The organism is Micromonospora sp. MA102 (assembly GCF_025460765.1).
Taxonomy (GTDB): Bacteria; Actinomycetota; Actinomycetes; order Mycobacteriales; family Micromonosporaceae; genus Micromonospora; species Micromonospora halotolerans.
On the sequence record NZ_JAMWEG010000002.1, the window covers coordinates 1 to 17910 of the forward strand.

The window sequence follows — 17910 nt, forward strand, 5'->3', positions numbered from 1 at the left end:
GGGTGGGGGTGGGGGTTACATGGTGTCCAGGGAGGCGCGGCGGCGGGACTCGGCCTCGAAGACCTTGAGGAGGAGCGCGGCCAGGAGCGCGTACCCGAGTCCGACGGCGGCCTCGGCGGCGAGTGCCGGCGCGGCCGCCGCGAAGCCCTCGCCGGCCACCAGCCGGCGGGCCGCGCCGGCGGCGTGGGTGATCGGCAGGCCCGCGCCCACCGCGCGCATCCACCCGGGCAAGCCGGCGGCCGGCACGTTCACGCCGGTGAGCAGGAGCAGCAGCGCCACCGAGACGTTGGAGACCACCCAGACGTCCCGGAACCGCAGGCCGAGGGCACCGAGGGTGAGGCCGAAGAAACCGCAGGACAGCGCCGCCACGGCCAGGGTGGCCAGCAGCCCCGGCAGGGCCTCCGGCGGCACCCGCAGGCCGAGCAGGAGCGCGCCCACGGTCAGCGTGCTCACCGCGATGAGCAGGCCGTTCCCGGCGTACGGGAGGACCCGGCCGAGGAAGACCGCGGTGCGGCTGCGTGGGGAGAGCAGCACGTGCCCGAGGGTGCCGAAGCGCCGCTCGTTCGCGACCGCCATGGTGCCACCGAAGACGCAGGACAGCGAGGCGGCGAGCACCGCGTTGCCGACGATGTAGAAGCGGTCGTCGGCGACCCCGAGCTGCCGGCCCAGGTACGCGAAGAAGAGCAGCTGGAAGATCGGCCCCACCAGCAGCGAGCCGATGAACATCGCCGGGGTGGTCCAGTTGAACAGGGCCCGGTAGGCGATCACGCCGCCCGTGCCGATCAGCCGGAAGAGTGCCATCGTCGTTCTCCTCAGGCCAGCGCGAGGGTCGCCGCGGCGCGGGCCCGTCGCTCGACGTACGTCATCATCAGGGCGCCGCAGGCCAGGCAGCCGAGGCTGATCGCCAGGCAGATGCCCAGGGACGGCCAGACCGGGCCGCCGCTGGCCGCCTCGTGCACCGCCCGGGCGCCCCAGGTGGTGGGCAGCGCGGCGGCGATCGGGCCGGTCCAGCCGGGCAGCACCGTGAGCGGCACCAGCATCCCGGAGACCAGCCAGATCGGGTACTCCAGCGTGTTGGCCAACGCGTTGGCGTTGCGCATCAGCACGAACGTGCTGGCCAGCAGCAGGCCGAACATGCCCAGGCCGAGCACGCAGCCGGGCGCCGCGACCAGGAAGAGCAGCGGGTGCGCGAAGGTCAGCGGCACGCCGTAGAGCAGTCGGCCCCACAGCAGGGTGGCGAGCATGGCGTAGGTGCCGGTGACCGCCGTGGACAGGGTGATCGGGAAGATCACCAGGGCGGGCGGGCGCGGTGCCAGCATGAGCATCTCCAGGGTGCCCTGCCAGCGCTGGTTCTGGATGGCGCCGCCGGACCCGAACAGCACCGACGACCAGACTCCCATCAGCCCGGCGCCGACCGCGGCCTCCAGCAGCCGGCCCGGCTCGCCGCCGGCGCGGAACAGGTAGACCGCCAGGGTCGCCTGCACCACCGGCACGATCAGCGCGGTCGCGATCTCGAACGGCGAGCGGCTGAGCTGCCTGGTGTGCAGCAGCGCCCCCACCCCGATCATGCGGAGCAGACTCACGCGGCCACCCTCTCGACCGGGCGGGCCGGGGTGTCGACCCGGTTGACGATCGCCACGTACGCGTCCTCCAGGGTGGGCTGGCGGGCGGCGACCCGTCCCAGCCGTACGCCGTCCAGCTCGCGCAGCACGTCGGCCTGCACGTCCACCCCCGCGTCGGACTGCACGGTCAGCACCTGCGCCGCGCCGGTGACCGTCACACTCGCCTCGCGCACCCCGGGCAGGGCGTGGACGGCGGCGAGCTGGGCGTCGGTCACGCCGTACGCCTCGACCTCCAGCACCTGCCGGCCGTCGGCGTGCCGCCGCAGCTCGGCCGGCGTGCCGAGGGCCTGGATGGTGCCGTCGGCGATCACCGCGATCCGGTCGCAGAGTTCGTCCGCCTCGGCCATGTAGTGGGTGGTCAACAGCACCGTGGTGCCGGTGGCGGCCAGATCGGCGACGGTCTGCCGCAGCTCCCGGGCGGCCACCGGGTCCACCCCGATCGACGGCTCGTCGAGGAAGAGCACCCGCGGCCGGTGCAGCAGACCCCGGGCGATGTGCAGGCGCTGCCGCATGCCCCGGGAGTAGCCCTCCACCCGCTCGCGCTCCCGGCCGGCCAGCCGGACCAGCTCCAGCACCTCGGCGACGCGTCGTTGCTGATCCCGCCCCGGCACGCCGTACAGCTCGGCGAAGTAGCGCAGGTTGTCCAGGGCGGACAGCCGTTCGTACAGGCCCCGGTCACCGCCGAAGACGTACCCGATGCGGCGGCGTACCTCCCGGGTCTCGCTGACCACGTCGTGGCCGCAGATCCGCGCGCTGCCGGCGGTCGGGATCAGCAGCGTGTTCAGCAGCTTGATGGTGGTGGTCTTGCCCGCGCCGTTCGGTCCGAGCAGGCCGAACAGCTCCCCGTTGCCGACCGTCAGGTCGACGCCGCGGACCGCTTCCACCTCCCGGCGCTGGGGTCGGAACCATCCCGTCCGGCTGCGGTAGGTGCGCCGCAGCCCGGCCGCCTCGATCGCGTACTCGCTCATGCCGGCCCTCCGCTCCGCTCCGGGCCGCCATGAGGCTCCACCGCCCTGAGCCGGATGATCCGCTCGCTTCGCTCGCTCATGGCGGCGAATCTAGGGACGGCGGGCGGTCCGCGAAACGAATTCGGCAGCCGCCGAATCCTCAGGCGGAGGCGGTGGCCGGGTCCGCGCCGATCAGGGTGACCAGGGCCAGGCCGGCCGGTTCCAGCCCGTACAGGACCCGGCGTCCCACCCGGCGGCGGTGCGCCACCCCGGCGGCGAGCAGTGCGGCGAGGTGCTCGGAGACGGTGCTCGGCGCCAGGCCGAGAGTGGCGGCCAGCCCGGCGGTGGTGGCCGGGCGGGTCAGCGCCCGCAGCACCTGGGCCCGGCCCCGGCCGACGAGCACCGCCAGCCGGTCGGGCCCCACGGTCGCCGGCGGGGCGGCGCCGGCCGGCCGGTCCGCCAGCAGGACCGCGCCGCGGGCCTGGTAGGAGACCGCGATGATCTCGGGGTGGTCGGTGGAGTGGGTGAGCGCGCCCCGGGAGAAGATCAGCGGGATCAGCAGCAGCCGCTGGTCGAGCGCCTTGAAGCTCCGCTCCGAGGGCTTGACCAGGCTGAGCACCGGCCGTTCCCAGCGGACCCGCTCGTGCAGGTCGGCGAGGAGCGCGTCCGGGCCGTCGGCGGCCAGCGCCCGCGCCCGGTGCAGCACCTCCTCGTCCAGGGCCGCCCGCATCGCGGGCCACCAGGGCGCGAGCGCCGCGTCCCAGTACGCCTGGATGCCGTCGGCGAGCCGGTCCAGCGCCGCCTGCCGGTCGGTCACGAACGGGCGCAGCCAGTCCGGCAGGTCGTCCGGGTCGTGGTAGCGGGGGATCTGCTCGGCGATCACCTCGGCGGGGGTGGCGCGCAGCGCGGCCAACTCCTCCTCGATGGTCGGGCTGGCGCTGGGCGGCACCGGACCGAGGAAGTCCGGGTACCACGGGCCGGTCCGGGTGTAGAGCCGCACCGGGGCGGTCGCGGGCCGTTCGGCGAGCACCCGCCAGGCGTGCCGGGCCCAGCCGGTGTACGGCCAGGGCGCCTCGTCCCGGTAGCGCTCCAGAAGGTAGAGGCTGCACTTGGCCTCCCAGAGCGGGCTGGTGGCGATCCGGGTACGGGTCAGCGTGGGCTCGTCCAACTCGATCCGGATCACCCGGGGAGCCTAGCTCCGCCGGCGGGGTCGACCCGGGCCGATACTCGGCGGCGGGCCACCCGCCCGGTCGAGTACGCTTGACGGACCAGGCGACGACCCGGCCATCACCGGTGAGCCTCCGGAAGAACGGCCGGGTGACCGGCTCAGTAGAACCGGACGGGACCGGCCCGTCACAGCCGGCCAACGAGCGGGCGGTCGCACCTTGACCGCCAAGCGGGGTGGTACCGCGGGCCCAGCCCCGGGCACGTCGACAGGGCGTACCGGGAACGGGTTCGTCCTCGCAGACCCACACGGACATGTGAGCTGCTGAGGAGAGCGACCCCCGATGGCCTATCCGTTGCACGACCCGACCGCCGCCGGCGTCCCGGCGAGCCCGGACCTGCCCGCGGTCGAGCGCCGGGTCCTGGAGCACTGGACGGCCGACAAGACCTTCGAGGCCAGCGTCGAGGCCCGGCCGGCCGGCGAGGACGGGAAGAACGAGTTCGTCTTCTACGACGGCCCGCCCTTCGCCAACGGCCTGCCGCACTATGGCCACCTCTTCACCGGGTACGTCAAGGACGTGGTGCCGCGCTACCAGACCATGCGCGGCCGGCACGTCGAGCGCCGGTTCGGCTGGGACTGCCACGGCCTGCCGGCCGAGGTGGTCGCCGAGAAGCAGCTCGGCATCACCACCAAGGCGGAGATCCTCGACCTTGGCGTGGCCCGGTTCAACGAGGCCTGCCGCACGTCGGTGCTGGAGTTCACCCAGGACTGGGAGCGGTACGTCACCCGGCAGGCCCGCTGGGTCGACTTCGCCAACGACTACAAGACGCTCGACCTGGACTACATGGAGAGCGTCATGTGGGCCTTCAAGACCCTGCACGACAAGGGTCTGGTCTACGAGGGCTTCCGGGTGCTGGCGTACTGCTGGCGGTGCGAGACCCCGCTGTCGAACACCGAGACGCGGATGGACGACGTCTACAAGGACCGGCACGACCCGACGCTGACCGTCTGGTTCGAGCTGACCGCCGACGACTCGGCACCCGAACCGGTGCGCGGCCCGGTGCGGCTCGGCGTCTGGACCACCACGCCGTGGACCCTGCCGTCGAACCTGGCGCTCGCCGTCGGCCCCGACATCGAGTACGCCGTGCTGGAGCGCGACGGTGACCGCTACCTGGTCGGCGCCGCGCGGCTCGGCGCGTACGCCAAGGAGCTGGAGGGGTACGAGCAGGTCGGCACCGTGCACGGCCGGGACCTGGTCGGGCGCCGCTACACCCCGCTCTACGACTTCCTCGTCGAGCAGGCCGGCGAGAACGCCTACCAGGTGCTCGGCGCGGACTTCGTCACCACCGAGGACGGCACCGGGATCGTCCACCTGGCCCCGGCCTTCGGCGAGGACGACCAGAACACCTGCAACGCGGCGGGCATCCCGACCATCGTCACGGTGGACGACCACACCCGGTTCACCGGGCTGGTGCCGCCCTACCAGGGCGAGCAGGTCTTCGACGTGAACAAGCCGGTGATCCGGGAGCTGAAGGAACGGGGGGTGGTGCTCCGGCAGGACACCTACACCCACTCCTACCCGCACTGCTGGCGCTGCGACACCCCGCTCGTCTACAAGGCGGTCTCGTCCTGGTTCGTCGCGGTCACCCGGGTCAAGGACCGGATGGTCGAGCTGAACCAGCAGATCAACTGGACGCCGGCGCACATCAAGGACGGCTCGTTCGGCAAGTGGCTGGCCAACGCCCGGGACTGGTCGATCAGCCGGAACCGGTTCTGGGGCTCGCCGATCCCGGTGTGGAAGTCCGACGACCCGAACTACCCGCGGGTCGACGTGTACGGCTCGCTGGCCGACATCGAGCGGGACTTCGGCGTACGCCTGACCGACCTGCACCGGCCGGCGGTGGACGACCTGGTCCGCCCCAACCCGGACGACCCGACCGGGACGTCGATGATGCGCCGGGTGCCGGAGGTGCTGGACTGCTGGTTCGAGTCCGGCTCGATGCCGTTCGCCCAGGTGCACTACCCGTTCGAGAACCGCGAGTGGTTCGAGCACCACTACCCGGGCGACTTCATCGTCGAGTACATCGGGCAGACCCGCGGCTGGTTCTACACCATGCACGTGCTGGCCACCGCGCTGTTCGACCGGCCGGCGTTCCGCAACTGCCTCAGCCACGGCATCCTGCTGGGCTCCGACGGGCGCAAGATGTCCAAGAGCCTGCGCAACTACCCGGACGTCTACCACGTCTTCGACGCGTACGGGTCGGACGCGATGCGCTGGATGCTGATGTCCTCGCCGGTGCTGCGCGGCGGGGACATGGCGGTCACCGAGACGCTCATCCGGGACGCGGTGCGCCAGGTGCTGCTGCCGTTGTGGAACGTCTGGTACTTCTTCTCGCTCTACGCCAACGCCGACGGCTACACGGCGAAGCGCCGCACCGACTCGACGCACCTGCTCGACCGGTACGTGCTGGCGAAGACGAACGAGCTGGTGTCGACGGTCCAGGGTCAGCTCGACGCGTACGACATCTCGGGCGCCTGCGCGACCGTCCGGTCCTACCTGGACGCGCTGACCAACTGGTACGTGCGCCGCTCGCGGGACCGGTTCTGGGCGGGCGACGCCGACGCGTTCGACACACTGTGGACGGTGCTGGAGACGCTCTGCCGGGTGGTGGCGCCGCTGGCGCCGCTGACCGCGGAGGAGATCTGGCGCGGGCTCACCGGCGAGCGGTCGGTGCACCTCACCGACTTCCCGTCGGCGGAGGAGTTCCCGGCCGACCACGAGCTGGTGGCCGCCATGGACAACGTGCGGGCGGTCGCCTCGGCGGCGCTCTCGCTGCGCAAGGCCAAGGGGCTGCGGGTCCGGCTGCCGCTGTCGAAGCTGACCGTGGCCTCGCCCGTCGCGGCCCAGCTGCGCCCCCTCGCCGACCTGGTCGCCGACGAGGTCAACGTGAAGGCGGTGGAGTTCACCGACGAGGTGTCCGCGTACTGCCAGCAGGTGCTGACCGTGGTGCCCCGGGCACTCGGCCCGCGGGTCGGCAAGGCGGTCCAGCAGGTGATCAAGGCGGTCAAGGCGGGGGAGTGGGAGCTTCGCGACGGCGCCCCGGTCGCCGCCGGGGTCACCCTCGCCGAGGGCGAGTACGAGCTGCGGCTGGTCGCCGCCGACGCCGAGCACTCCGCGCCGCTGCCCGGCGGCGAGGGCGTGGTCGTGCTGGACACCGAGGTCACCCCGGAGCTGGCCGCCGAGGGGCTGGCCCGGGACGTGGTCCGGGTGGTCCAGCAGGCCCGCCGGGACGCCGACCTGGACGTCTCGGACCGGATCGTGGTGGCCGTCTCCGCCTCGGAGGAGGTCCGCGCGGCGGTCGCCGCGTACACCGGGTTCGTGGCCCGGGAGGTGCTGGCCGACACGGTCGACTTCGCCGAGGGCGTCGACGGCTTCGCCGGCGAGGTCGGCGAGGGCGAGCGGGTGACGGTGGCGGTCCGGCGGGTATGAGGTCGTGACCGGGGGTCCGGCGGCGTCCGCGCCCCCGGACCACCCCGCGGACGGCTGACCACCCGATCCGCCGGATGCGGACCCGTCCGCTACCGTGACAGCGCCTGTTCACGTACGACAGCCGGAGGACCCGTGCCCCTGCTCTACACCATCGGCAAGCTCACCGTGGCGCCCGCGCTCCGGTTGGCCTTCCGTCCGCACGTGGAGGGGTTGGAGCACATTCCGGCGACCGGCGGAGCGATCTTCGCGGGCAACCATCTCTCCGTCGCCGACGAGTTGCTGCTCGGCACGGTGGTGCCCCGGCACCTGGCCTTCTGGGCCAAGTCGGAGTACTTCACGGGCACCGGCGTGAAGGGCGTCTTCTCGAAGTTCGTGCTCACCGGGCTGGGCGCCATCCCGGTCGAGCGGGCCGGCGGGCGGGCGGCGCTGTCCGCGTTCGACGCCGCGATCCCGGTGCTCCAGGCCGGCGACCTGGTGGCCGTCTACCCGGAGGGGACCCGCTCGCCCGACGGCCGGCTCTACCGGGGGCGGACCGGCGCGGCCCGGCTGGCGGTGGCGGCCGGCGTGCCGATCATCCCGGTGGGCGTGACCGGCACCGACAAGGCGCAGCCGATCGGCACGCGGGTGCCCCGGCCGGGCCGGGCCGAGATCACCATCCGGTTCGGCAAGCCGCTGGACTTCACCGGCCGGTCCGACGACCGCACCTCGCTGCGGGAGATGACCGACGAGATGATGGCCGAGATCCAGAAGCTCACCGGCCAGGAGTACGTGCCGCGCTACGCGCCGAAGCGCGCCGAGCCCCCGGCCGAACCGACCGCCTGAGGCGTCACGGCGGGTCGCTGCCGCGCCGCCGCTCCTGGTCGACCACCGCGTCCAGGTCGCCGAGGAGCGTCAGCTGCCTCATGGCCCGCGCCATCCGGGCGTTCGCCGGGATGCGGTCGCGGTTGCCGGCCAGGAACGCCCAGTAGCCGGCGGTGAACGGACAGGCGTCCGCGCCGAGCCGCTGGCGGGGGTCGTAGCGGCAGCCGCCGCAGTAGTCGCTCATCCGGTTGATGTACGCGCCGCCGGCGACGTACGGCTTGGTGGTCATCCGGCCCAGGTCGGCGTACTGGCTCATGCCCACCACGTTGCCGGTCAGCACCCAGTCGTAGCCGTCCACGAACCGCGTGTGGAACCACTCGACCAGCTCCGACGGGCGCCAGCCGCGCTGGAGGGCGTAGTTGCCGAGCACCATGAGCCGGGGGATGTGGTGCACCCAGCCCCGGTCGCGGACGCCGGTGAGCACGTCGCGCAGGCAGCGCGCGTCGACCGATTCGGTGTCCAGGTCGCGCCACCAGTCCGGCAGCGAGCGGCGGGCGCCCAGCTCGTTGCTGTCCCGCCAGCCCCGCTCGAAATACCAGTAGGTGTGCCAGATGTAGTCCCGCCAGCCCAGCACCTGCCGGACGAAGCCCTCCACGGCGGCCAGCGGCGCCTCCTGCCGCCGGTACGCCCGCTCGGCGCCCCGGACCGCCGCCATCGGGTCCAGCAGCCCCAGGTTGAACGAGGACGACAGCGCGCTGTGCGCCAACCACGGGTCGGTGGAGAGCATGGCGTCCTCGTACCGGCCGAACGCCGTGAGCCGGTGCCGGAGGAAGTGCCGCAGCCGCGACCTCGCCTCGCCGGTGGTGGCCGGGAAGCGGCGCGGCCCGTCGCGCCCGGTGAACCGGATGCCCTCCCGCGCCCAGCGGTCCAGGTCGGCCCGGACCTCCGCGTCGATGTCGTCCTCCGCCGGCATCGCCGGAGCCGGGACGTCGAGCCGGCCGCCCTTCGGCGGCGGGTCCCGGTTCTCGGTGTCGAAGCTCCAGCGGCCGCCGGCCGGCCCCCGGCCGTCCATGAGCACCCTGTGGTGCTCCCGGGCGAACCGGTAGAACGCCTCCATCCGCAGCGTGCCCCGCCGGCTGTCGGCCCAGTCGGCGAAGTCGGCCAGGCTGGTCACGTATCCCCGGGCCGGCAGCACGGTGACGGTGTCCAGCCCACGGACGAACTCCAGCGCCCGCCGCGAGGTCGGGTGGCACACCTCCAGCGGCTCGCCGACCTGCCGCAGCGCCTGCCCGTACGTCTCGCCGCGCACGAAGATCGCCTGGTCGCCCAGCTCGGCAGCGCGGTGCCGGAGCGCGGAGAGGATCAGGTGGGCCTTCTGCCGGTGGAAGACGTGCCGGCGGAAGACCGCCTTGGACTCGACGAGGAGAACCGGCTGCTTCCGCTCGTCGAGGAAGTGCGGCCCCAACTGGTCAGCGAAGAGCCAACGCCGCGGCATGTCCAGATTGTCACCCCTCGGGCCGATCCGACCCGGGAGGAAGGCGGAACCTTTACGTGTTCGATACGTTGCGAACGGTGACGATCGCTCAGGACTGCTCGGGAGTGACCACCTTCTGGCGCAGGTCGTCCAGCAGCCGGCCGCTGTCCTCCACCGACAGTCGGGTGAAGACACCGGTGGCCAGGCTGCCGTGGTCGACCGAGGTGCACACGACCACCGTGTCGCCGTCGGCCCGACCCACCGCGCAGCGCTCGTACCGGCCCCGGACGCCGGTCTCCACGGGCACCGACGGGGCGAGGTCGTACCGGTCGGTGAGGCGGGCCAGCTCGGCCTGCGCGTCCGACTCCGGGCTCAGCCGGAACCCGGTGCCGCCGAAGAGGGTGACCCGCTTGCCGTCGTTCGTGGTGTAGATGCCGGCGAAGGTGTCCTCGGCGAGCAGGTGTGCCTGGCGTACCTGCGACTTCAGCTCGGCGGCGGTGGCCTGGCTGCGCTCGTCCTGGCGCAGCCGCATCGAGCCGAGCTGGTCGGGCAGGCTCGCGCTCGCCGGGTACTGGCTGGAGAGCGGCTGGGCCCACCAGAGCGGCACGCCGCAGCAGCAGGCCACGCTGAGCAGCAGCACCCAGGGCCAGCGGCGCCGGCGGCGGACCGGCACGGCCACGTACCCCTTGGGTGGCTGCCACCCGGGCGGCGTGGCCGCCGGCGGCGGGGTCTTCCCGCGGCGCTGCCTGGGCAGCGCGGGCGGCGCCACCGGCGGCGGGGCCACCGGCCGGGCCGCCGGCGGCGGGACCGGGGCGGCCGGCGGGCTGACCGGCGGCGCCGCGGCAACCGGCGGGGCGGGGTAGGCCGGCGGGTGCGGCGCCGGGTAGGGCGCCGTGTAGGGGAGGGTCGGCGGCAGCGCCGGGAAGTCGGCGGAGTGCAGGTCCCAACCGGTGGTGTCCACGCCCGCCCACGGATCGACCGGGATTTGGTGCTCCGGCGAGTCGACCGGCGGCGCCGGGGTGGGCTCGGCCGACTCGCCCCAGGCGCGCTTGCGCGGCGGCGGGGTCGGGACCGCGGCGGAGCCGCTCCAGCGGGGGGCGGGCGGCTCGGGCGGCGTCTCGACCCGGGTGGGGTCCGGCCGCTGCTCCACCCGGGTGGGGTCGGGGCGGGGCGCGACCGGGGCGGAGCCGGCGGCGCGGGCGGAACCGGGCACGGCGGCGGACCCGCGGGCGGGAGAGGCCGGCGACACCGGGGTGGGGTCGGGATCCGGCGCCGCCGGTTGCGGGGGCACGGTGGCGGCGTCCGGCGTGGCCCGGGTATCGGGCACGGCCTCGACGTCGGGCGCGGCCTGGGCCTCCGGTGCCGCCTGGGCATCGGGCGCGACCGGGGCCTCCGGAGCCGCCTTGGCGTCGGGCGCGGCCTGCGCCCCGGCTGGAGCCTCCGGGGCCGGCTCGGCCGGTGCGGCGGCGGGGACCGGCCGCGGGTCCGGTGCGCCGGCCCGGGCCTCGGCGTCCGGCGGCGCGGACTCCGGCGGGGACGACGCGTCCGCCCCGGTCGGGAGCGTGGCGTCGGCCTGCGGCGGAACGTCGGCCGGCGGCTCGGTGACCGCCGGATCCCCGTTCCGGCCGGTGGCCGGTGTGCCCCCGTCGGCCGGCCGGTCCGCCCCCGGCTGCGGCTGCGACATCGCGGCAATCTCCTCTCGCGCCCGTTGCGAGGTTAGTACCGCCCCGCCACCCCGGCGAATCCCCGGCACCCCGCCCCCACCCGTCCCCGTTCGCCGATCAGGACGTTCGCGCCGCGGCCGGCCCGGATCTGGACGCGACCCTCCTGGCCGACCCGGGCGGGGATGGTGGGTGGGTGGCGATGCGGCGTGGTCGGTGGCCGGCGACCGCGTACCCTTGGGCATCATGAGTGCCCCGTCGACGACGCCGCGCCCGACCGCGGCCAATTCCGTGTGGCCGCGGCTGGAGCCGCTGCTGCCCCAGGTGACCAAGCCCATCCAGTACGTGGGTGGCGAGCTGGGCGCGGTGGTCAAGGACTGGGACACCGCGACCGTCCGGTGGGCGCTCATGTACCCCGACGCGTACGAGGTGGGCCTGCCCAACCAGGGCGTCCAGATCCTCTACGAGGTGCTCAACGAGCTGCCCGACGTGCTCGCCGAGCGGACGTACGCGGTCTGGCCGGACCTGGAGAAGCTGATGCGCGCCCACGGCGTGCCGCAGTTCACCGTCGACGCCCACCGCGCGGTGCGCGACTTCGACGTGTTCGGCGTCTCCTTCTCCACCGAGCTGGGCTACACCAACCTGCTCACCGCGATCGACCTGGCCGGCATCCCGCTGCTGGCCGCCGACCGCACCGAGGCCGACCCGGTGATCGTGGCCGGCGGCCACGCCGCGTTCAACCCGGAGCCGATCGCCGACTTCGTCGACGCCGCCGTGCTCGGCGACGGCGAGGAGGCGGTGCTGGAGATCACCGCGATCGTCCGGGACTGGAAGGCCGAGGGCTGCCCGGGCGGCCGGGACGAGCTGCTGCTGCGGCTGGCCCGCACCGAGAGCATCTACGTGCCGCGGTTCTACGACGTGGACTACCTGCCGGACGGCCGGATCCAGCGGGTCGTGCCGAACCGCCCCGACGTGCCGTTCCGGGTGCACAAGCGCACGACCATGGACCTGGACGCCTGGCCGTACCCGAAGAAGCCCCTCGTGCCGCTGGCCGAGACGGTCCACGAGCGGTACGCGGTGGAGATCTTCCGCGGCTGCACCCGGGGCTGCCGGTTCTGCCAGGCCGGCATGATCACCCGCCCGGTGCGCGAGCGCTCGATCACCACGGTCGGCCAGATGGTGCAGCAGGGGCTGGAGTTCTCCGGCTTCCACGAGGTGGGCCTGCTGTCGCTGTCGTCGGCCGACCACTCGGAGATCGGCGACATGTGCTCCGGCCTCGCCGAGCAGTACGCGGGCACCAACGTCTCGCTCTCGCTGCCGTCGACCCGGGTGGACGCCTTCAACATCGACCTGGCGCAGGAGCTGTCCCGCAACGGCCGGCGGACCGGCCTGACCTTCGCCCCCGAGGGTGGGTCGGAGCGGATCCGCAAGGTCATCAACAAGATGGTGTCGAAGGACGACCTCATCCGCACCGTGGTGACCGCGTACACCAACGGGTGGCGGCAGGTGAAGCTCTACTTCATGTGCGGCCTGCCGACCGAGACCGACGCCGACGTCCTCGAGATCGCCGACATGGCGCACGAGGTCATCCGGGCCGGCCGGGCGGCCACCGGGTCCAAGGACATCCGCTGCACCGTCTCGATCGGTGGCTTCGTGCCGAAGCCGCACACCCCGTTCCAGTGGGCCGCCATGGAGCGCCCGGAGGTCATCGACGGCCGGCTCCGGCTGCTCAAGCAGGCGATCAACAGCGACCGCTCGCTGGGCCGGGCCATCGGCTTCCGGTACCACGACGGCGAGCCGTCGCTGATCGAGGGCCTGCTGTCCCGGGGCGACCGCCGGGTCGGCGCGGTGATCCGCAAGGTCTGGGAGAACGGCGGCCGGTTCGACGGCTGGAGCGAGCACTTCTCCTACCAGCGCTGGGTGGACGCGGCGGCCGAGGTGCTGCCGTCGTACGGGGTGGACCTGGACTGGTTCACCACCCGGGAACGGGACGAGCTGGAGGTCCTGCCCTGGGACCACCTCGACTCGGGCCTGGACAAGGACTGGCTCTGGCAGGACTGGCAGGACTCGCTCGCCGAGTACGAGCAGGACGACTGCCGCTGGACGCCCTGCTTCGACTGCGGCGTGTGCCCGTCCATGGACACCGAGATCCAGATCGGCCCGACCGGCCGGAAGCTGCTGCCGTTGACCCCGGTCAACGGTCTGAAGCTGCCCGCCGGTGCCCAGCAGTAGCACCACCGACGCACACCGGAGCGCGGGATCCCTCGGGGTCCCGCGCTCCGTCACATTCCGGGACGCGTCGCCCGTCGACGTCCCGTGACGCGGGGTGGGGGTGCCCCGACTGGCTGTCTCTCGATACGCTGCGTCCGTATTGGACCGGCCGGAGGCCGGCAGCGGGGAGGGCAGCAGCATGGGTGACATCAGGCCGCCGGACACCGGCGATCTGCACGTCAGCGTCGAGGACCTGGACGCCGCGGCGGACTACGTCGAGCGCCTCAAGCAGTATGTCGACGACACCATCAGCTACGAGATGGAACGCATCAAGGAGCGGATGAAGGGCGACAGCAACAACGCGCAGACGGTGCCCAACGGCACGCCGTTCGGCGCGTACGAGGACGCTCGCATGCAGTGGCAGGCGTTGACGAAGTCGACGGCGAACATGGAGGGCCACCTCAAGGCGCTCTCCACCAAGCTCGCCACCCTGAAGCAGGGCACCGAGGACATCGCGAAGGCGTTCCGCGACACCGAGGCCCGCAACGCCGCCAACGGCAAGGAGATCGAGCGGATGCTGGAATCCGCCGCCCCGCCGCCGGCGACGGGTGAGCAGCCCACCTACCCGTACACGGCCTGAGGGGGAGAGGGTCATGGCTGGAGGAACCTGGGAGCGGTGCGTCCGCGAGGTGACGCTGTCGGCGGATCCGGAGACGGTCGGCTCGGTCGGGATGGGCTGGAGCAACCTCTCCACCGGCCTGGGCTACCTGCGGGACTCGCTCGTCGGTCGGTCCTTCGTCGGTCCGATCGCGCCCGGCACGGAGCGCCCGCACAGCGGCGGCCTGCCCGGCCTGCTCAGCGGCTGGAAGGGCAGCGGCGGCGACGCGTACCGCGAGCACCTGGGCGAGATCGGCAAGGAGATCGAGGATCTCATCACCCACGCGAGCAACGTCAGCGGCGCGCTGTCGCGGATCGAGGGTGACATCCGCAAGTCGGTGGCCAGCATCCCGATCCCGCTGATGGACGACTTCGGCTGGAACGAGTGGAGCCTGCCCAACGGCACCGAGCTCGACGACGCCCGGGACGGCGAGAGCGCCTCGGGCTTCCTGGCCGCGCTCCGCAAGGACTACCAGAGCAACCCGGCCTCGTACGCCGACGGCGCGTTCCGCGACAAGGCCGACGACCTCGAGGCGACCATGAAGGTCGACGGCAACGCCAGCGACAACAAGCGCGGTGGCTGGTGGGACACCAAGTCGCATCTGGACAACTGGTACCGGGACAACCAGCAGGCGGCCAACTCGGCGATGTCGCCGCTGCCCGCGGCCGTGGAGACGGAGCGGCCCAAGCTGGTCGTGCCGAACCCGAAGGGCAGCATCGACGACTACCGCCCCGACGACCGCAAGCCGCCGTCCGGCCTGCCGACCGGTGGTGGCGGCGTCGGCGGCGGTGGCGCGGGCGGCGGCTTCGGTGGTGGAGCGCCCTCCCTCGGCAGCACCGGCGTCGGCGGTGGCGGCGGCGGGGGCTCCTTCGACGGCGGATCCCTGACGCCGCCGCCCACCACGGGCGGCCCGGACTTCGGCGGCGGAGGCGGTGGCGGCGGCACCTACACCCCGCCGTCCACGGGCGCGGGCTACCCGGGCACCGGGACGGGTGACCACGACTACGGCACCGGCCTGGCCGGCGCCGGCGGGCCGGGCAGCATCGGCGGTGGCTACGGCGGCACCGGGGGTCTCGGCGGCGGCGTCAACTCCGCGGGGCTCGGTGGCGCCGGTGGCGGCTTCGGTGGTGGCGGTGCGGGCCTCGGCTCGGCCGGCGGCATCGGCGGTGGTGTCGGCGCGGCCGGCGGGATCGGCATGGGCGGCATCCCCGGCATGGTCGGCGGCGGCAACGGCAAGGTGCCCCCGATGACCAGCGCGGCCAGCGCGTTGCGCAACGCCGCGGGCGCCGGCGCGGGCGCGGGTGGCGCGCGCGGCGCCGGCATGACGGGCGGCGGCATGATGGGCGGCGGGCACGGCGGCGCCGGGCACGGCGGCAGCGGCAGCGAGCACTCGTCGTGGTTGACTGAGGACGACGATCCGTGGGGCAGCGGTGACGCCGCGTCCCCGGGCATCCTGCGCTGAGGACGGACGGATGAGGTTGCACGTGGGCGCGCTCCGCCCGGTCGCGGCCGGCCTGGTGGCCGGGCTCATGGTGCTGGGGGCCGCCCAACCGGCGGCCGCCGCGCCGCGACGGGCCGAGCAGTGGTATCTGGACGAGCTGCGCATCGACCAGGCGCACCGGCTCTCCACCGGACGCGGGGTGACGGTCGCCGTGGTGGACAGCGGCGTCGACGCCACCCACCCGGAGCTCGCCGGTCAGGTGCTCGCCGGTGGCCGCAGCTACGGCGCCCCCGGTGACGGACGCGCCGACGCGGAGGGCCACGGCACCCACATGGCCGGCATCATCGCGGCGCGCAACGCCGGTTCGGACGGGGTGACCGGCATCGCGCCGGGCGCGCGGATCCTGCCGATCAAGACGAAGCCGGGCAAGGGGGAGATCAGCGAGGCGGCGTCGGCCCAGGGCATCCGGATGGCCGTCGACGGTGGCGCCAAGGTCGTCAACCTGTCCTACGGCAGCATGGGCGCGGCGTCCGCCGACGAGGAGGCGGCGATCCGGTACGCCCTCGACCGGGACGTGGTCGTGGTGGCCGGCGCCGGCAACACCGCCAGAGGGGACAGCGAGGTGATCAGCCCGGCCAACGTCCCCGGGGTGATCGCGGTGACCGGCACGACCCGGGGCGGGCGCTTCTGGTCCGGCTCGGTCCAGGGGCCCGAGGCCGTGGTGGCCGCGCCCGCCGACGGCATCTACAACGCGGGCCGGGACCACGGCTACGGCTGGGGTGACGGCACCTCCGACGCCACGGCGATCGTCTCCGGCATCGCGGCGCTCATCCGCGCGAAGTACCCCGACCTCTCCGCGCCCAACGTGATCAACCGGATCATCCGCACCGCCCGGGACGCCGGTCCGCCCGGCCGCGACCCGCAGTACGGCTTCGGTCGCGTCGACCCGGTGGCGGCGCTGACCGCCAAGGTGCCGGCGGTCTCGGCGAACCCGCTGCTGGAGCCCGCCGCGGCCAGCCCGGCCCCGCCGCAGGCGGCCGAGGACGACGACTTCGACGTCACCGAGTACGGCGACCGGGGTGGCCCCACCGACCAGCAGGTCATGGTCATCGGCATCGGCATCGCCGTGGTGCTCCTGGTGCTGGTGGCGCTTGTGGTCTTCCTGATCTGGAACCGGCGCCGCTACCGCCGGGAGGCGGCCCGGGCGGCCGCCGTGCCGGACCACCTGCTCGACCAGGGCGCCGGTGGTGGCTACGGCACCCCGCCGGTCCCGGCCGGTTACCACGCCCCGCCGGGCGCGCCGGGTGGGCAGCCCCCGCCGGGCGCCAACCCCTACGCGCCGCCGCCCGGGCACCTCCCGCCGCCGCCGGGGACGTACCCGCCGCCGGGCGGCAACCGGTCCTGAACCCGCGGTGGTCGGCCGGGTGACCTGTGGGTCGCCGGCCGGCCACCGTCGTTTCCGGCCGGCGGGCATCCCCTCGTTGACCGGTTGAGGCCGGTTCGTCCGGCCGCTTCCGCCGCCCCGGCTGTGGGCCGTGCCGGCCGCTGCGCCAGGATGGGACCGACACGCAGGCACAGCCGAGGAGCTCACGATCGCCAGAAAGCCTCAACCCGAGGGCGGCCAGGCGCCGGTCGTCCAGCGGGTCCGGATCCGGTACGCCAAGCGTGGACCGCTGCGGTTCACCTCGCACCGGGACTTCGCCCGGGCCTTCGAGCGCGCGTTGCGCCGGGCCGGCGTACCGATCGCCTTCTCCCAGGGTTTCACCCCGCACCCGAAGATCTCGTACGCCTCGGCCGCGCCGACCGGTGTGGCCAGCGAGGCGGAGTACCTGGAGATCGGCCTGCGCGAGCCGGTCGACCCGGCGCAGCTGCGGGCGGCCCTGGACGCCGCCCTGTCGCCCGGGCTCGACGTGCTGGACGCGGTGGAGGCCGCCGGCGGCAGCCTGGCCGACCGGATCGAGGCCTCCCGCTGGCGGATCGAGCTGCCCGAGGTCGACCCGGCCGCGCTGGAGCGGGCCGTGAGCGCGTTCACCGCCGCCGAGGAGATTCAGGTCGAGCGGATGACCAAGCAGGGGCGACGCACCTTCGACGCCCGCGCGGCCGTCATGGCCATCGATGCGCTGCCGCCGTCCGAGACGCCTTCCGGGGCGACGGCCGTACCGTGTGCGATACTCGAACTGGTCGTGCGGCAGGTCACCCCCTCCGTTCGACCCGATGACGTCCTTTCCGGCCTCCGCGTGGTGGCCGACCTGGAGCCGCCGGTCTCACCGAGGGTGATCCGGCTGGCGCAGGGCACGTTGACCGCGCAAGGCGAGATCGTCGATCCGTTGGACGCGGATCGCGACGGGGCAGCCATCGGAGAACGCTGACCGACGGTCAGTGTTCTGGCAGGCAGACTTCGGCGGGCGCGCACCTGCGCGGCCGGCGGAAACACCTTTTG

Annotated in this window: 13 protein-coding genes; 7 read left to right on the forward strand and 6 right to left on the reverse strand. The window is 73.8% G+C overall.

Annotation, left to right across the window (positions count from 1 at the left end):
* Nucleotides 1-15 precede the first annotated feature (15 nt).
* The 4 genes from NFX44_RS03340 to NFX44_RS03355 form a co-directional block, all read right to left on the reverse strand.
* Nucleotides 16-801 (reverse strand): ABC transporter permease, encoded by a 786-nt coding sequence (locus NFX44_RS03340; protein WP_262282006.1) that lies wholly within the window; start codon nt 799-801, stop codon nt 16-18.
* Between the two features lie 11 nt (nt 802-812).
* Nucleotides 813-1583 carry an ABC transporter permease gene (locus NFX44_RS03345; RefSeq protein WP_262282007.1) on the reverse strand — a complete coding sequence of 257 codons (771 nt, stop codon included), beginning with the start codon at nt 1581-1583 and terminating at the stop codon, nt 813-815.
* Entirely contained in the window at nt 1580-2590 is a 1011-nt protein-coding gene (locus NFX44_RS03350; protein ID WP_262282008.1) for an ABC transporter ATP-binding protein, read from the reverse strand. Before NFX44_RS03350 ends, NFX44_RS03345 begins: the two co-directional genes overlap by 4 nt.
* Before the next feature lie 139 nt (nt 2591-2729).
* Nucleotides 2730-3752, reverse strand: a complete 1023-nt coding sequence (locus NFX44_RS03355) for an ArsR family transcriptional regulator (protein ID WP_262282009.1) — start codon at nt 3750-3752, stop codon at nt 2730-2732.
* 325 nt (nt 3753-4077) lie between these two features.
* Here NFX44_RS03355 and ileS point away from each other — a divergent pair, with 325 nt between their 5' ends.
* Together ileS and NFX44_RS03365 are read left to right on the forward strand one after the other, a co-directional pair.
* On the forward strand, nt 4078-7224 hold the full coding sequence (gene ileS / locus NFX44_RS03360; RefSeq protein ID WP_262282010.1) for an isoleucine--tRNA ligase: 3147 nt from the start codon (nt 4078-4080) through the stop codon (nt 7222-7224).
* A gap of 132 nt (nt 7225-7356) precedes the next feature.
* A complete protein-coding gene (locus NFX44_RS03365) occupies nt 7357-8046 on the forward strand; it encodes a 1-acyl-sn-glycerol-3-phosphate acyltransferase (protein WP_262282011.1) in 690 nt (229 codons plus the stop codon).
* A gap of 4 nt (nt 8047-8050) precedes the next feature.
* On the opposite strand, the gene NFX44_RS03370 is transcribed toward NFX44_RS03365, so the two are convergent.
* Entirely contained in the window at nt 8051-9520 is a 1470-nt protein-coding gene (locus NFX44_RS03370; RefSeq protein WP_262282012.1) for a cryptochrome/photolyase family protein, read from the reverse strand.
* 88 nt (nt 9521-9608) lie between these two features.
* Nucleotides 9609-11183: a hypothetical protein gene (locus NFX44_RS03375; RefSeq protein ID WP_262282013.1), complete on the reverse strand. Its 1575-nt coding sequence runs from the start codon at nt 11181-11183 to the stop codon at nt 9609-9611.
* 223 nt (nt 11184-11406) lie between these two features.
* Between NFX44_RS03375 and NFX44_RS03380 the strand changes: the two genes are divergently transcribed.
* The 5 genes from NFX44_RS03380 (at nt 11407) to NFX44_RS03400 (ending at nt 17839) form a co-directional block, all read left to right on the forward strand.
* Complete coding sequence (locus NFX44_RS03380) at nt 11407-13392, forward strand: TIGR03960 family B12-binding radical SAM protein (RefSeq protein WP_262282014.1); 1986 nt, start codon at nt 11407-11409, stop codon at nt 13390-13392.
* A gap of 178 nt (nt 13393-13570) precedes the next feature.
* Complete coding sequence (locus tag NFX44_RS03385) at nt 13571-14011, forward strand: hypothetical protein (RefSeq protein WP_262282015.1); 441 nt, start codon at nt 13571-13573, stop codon at nt 14009-14011.
* A 13-nt stretch (nt 14012-14024) separates the two neighbouring features.
* Nucleotides 14025-15491, forward strand: coding sequence for a hypothetical protein (locus NFX44_RS03390; RefSeq protein WP_262282016.1), 1467 nt, complete (start codon nt 14025-14027; stop codon nt 15489-15491).
* A gap of 10 nt (nt 15492-15501) precedes the next feature.
* Complete coding sequence (gene mycP, locus NFX44_RS03395; RefSeq protein WP_262282017.1) at nt 15502-16875, forward strand: type VII secretion-associated serine protease mycosin; 1374 nt, start codon at nt 15502-15504, stop codon at nt 16873-16875.
* A gap of 244 nt (nt 16876-17119) precedes the next feature.
* Nucleotides 17120-17839 (forward strand): TIGR03936 family radical SAM-associated protein, encoded by a 720-nt coding sequence (locus NFX44_RS03400; RefSeq protein WP_262282566.1) that lies wholly within the window; start codon nt 17120-17122, stop codon nt 17837-17839.
* The last annotated feature ends 71 nt before the right edge of the window (nt 17840-17910 follow it).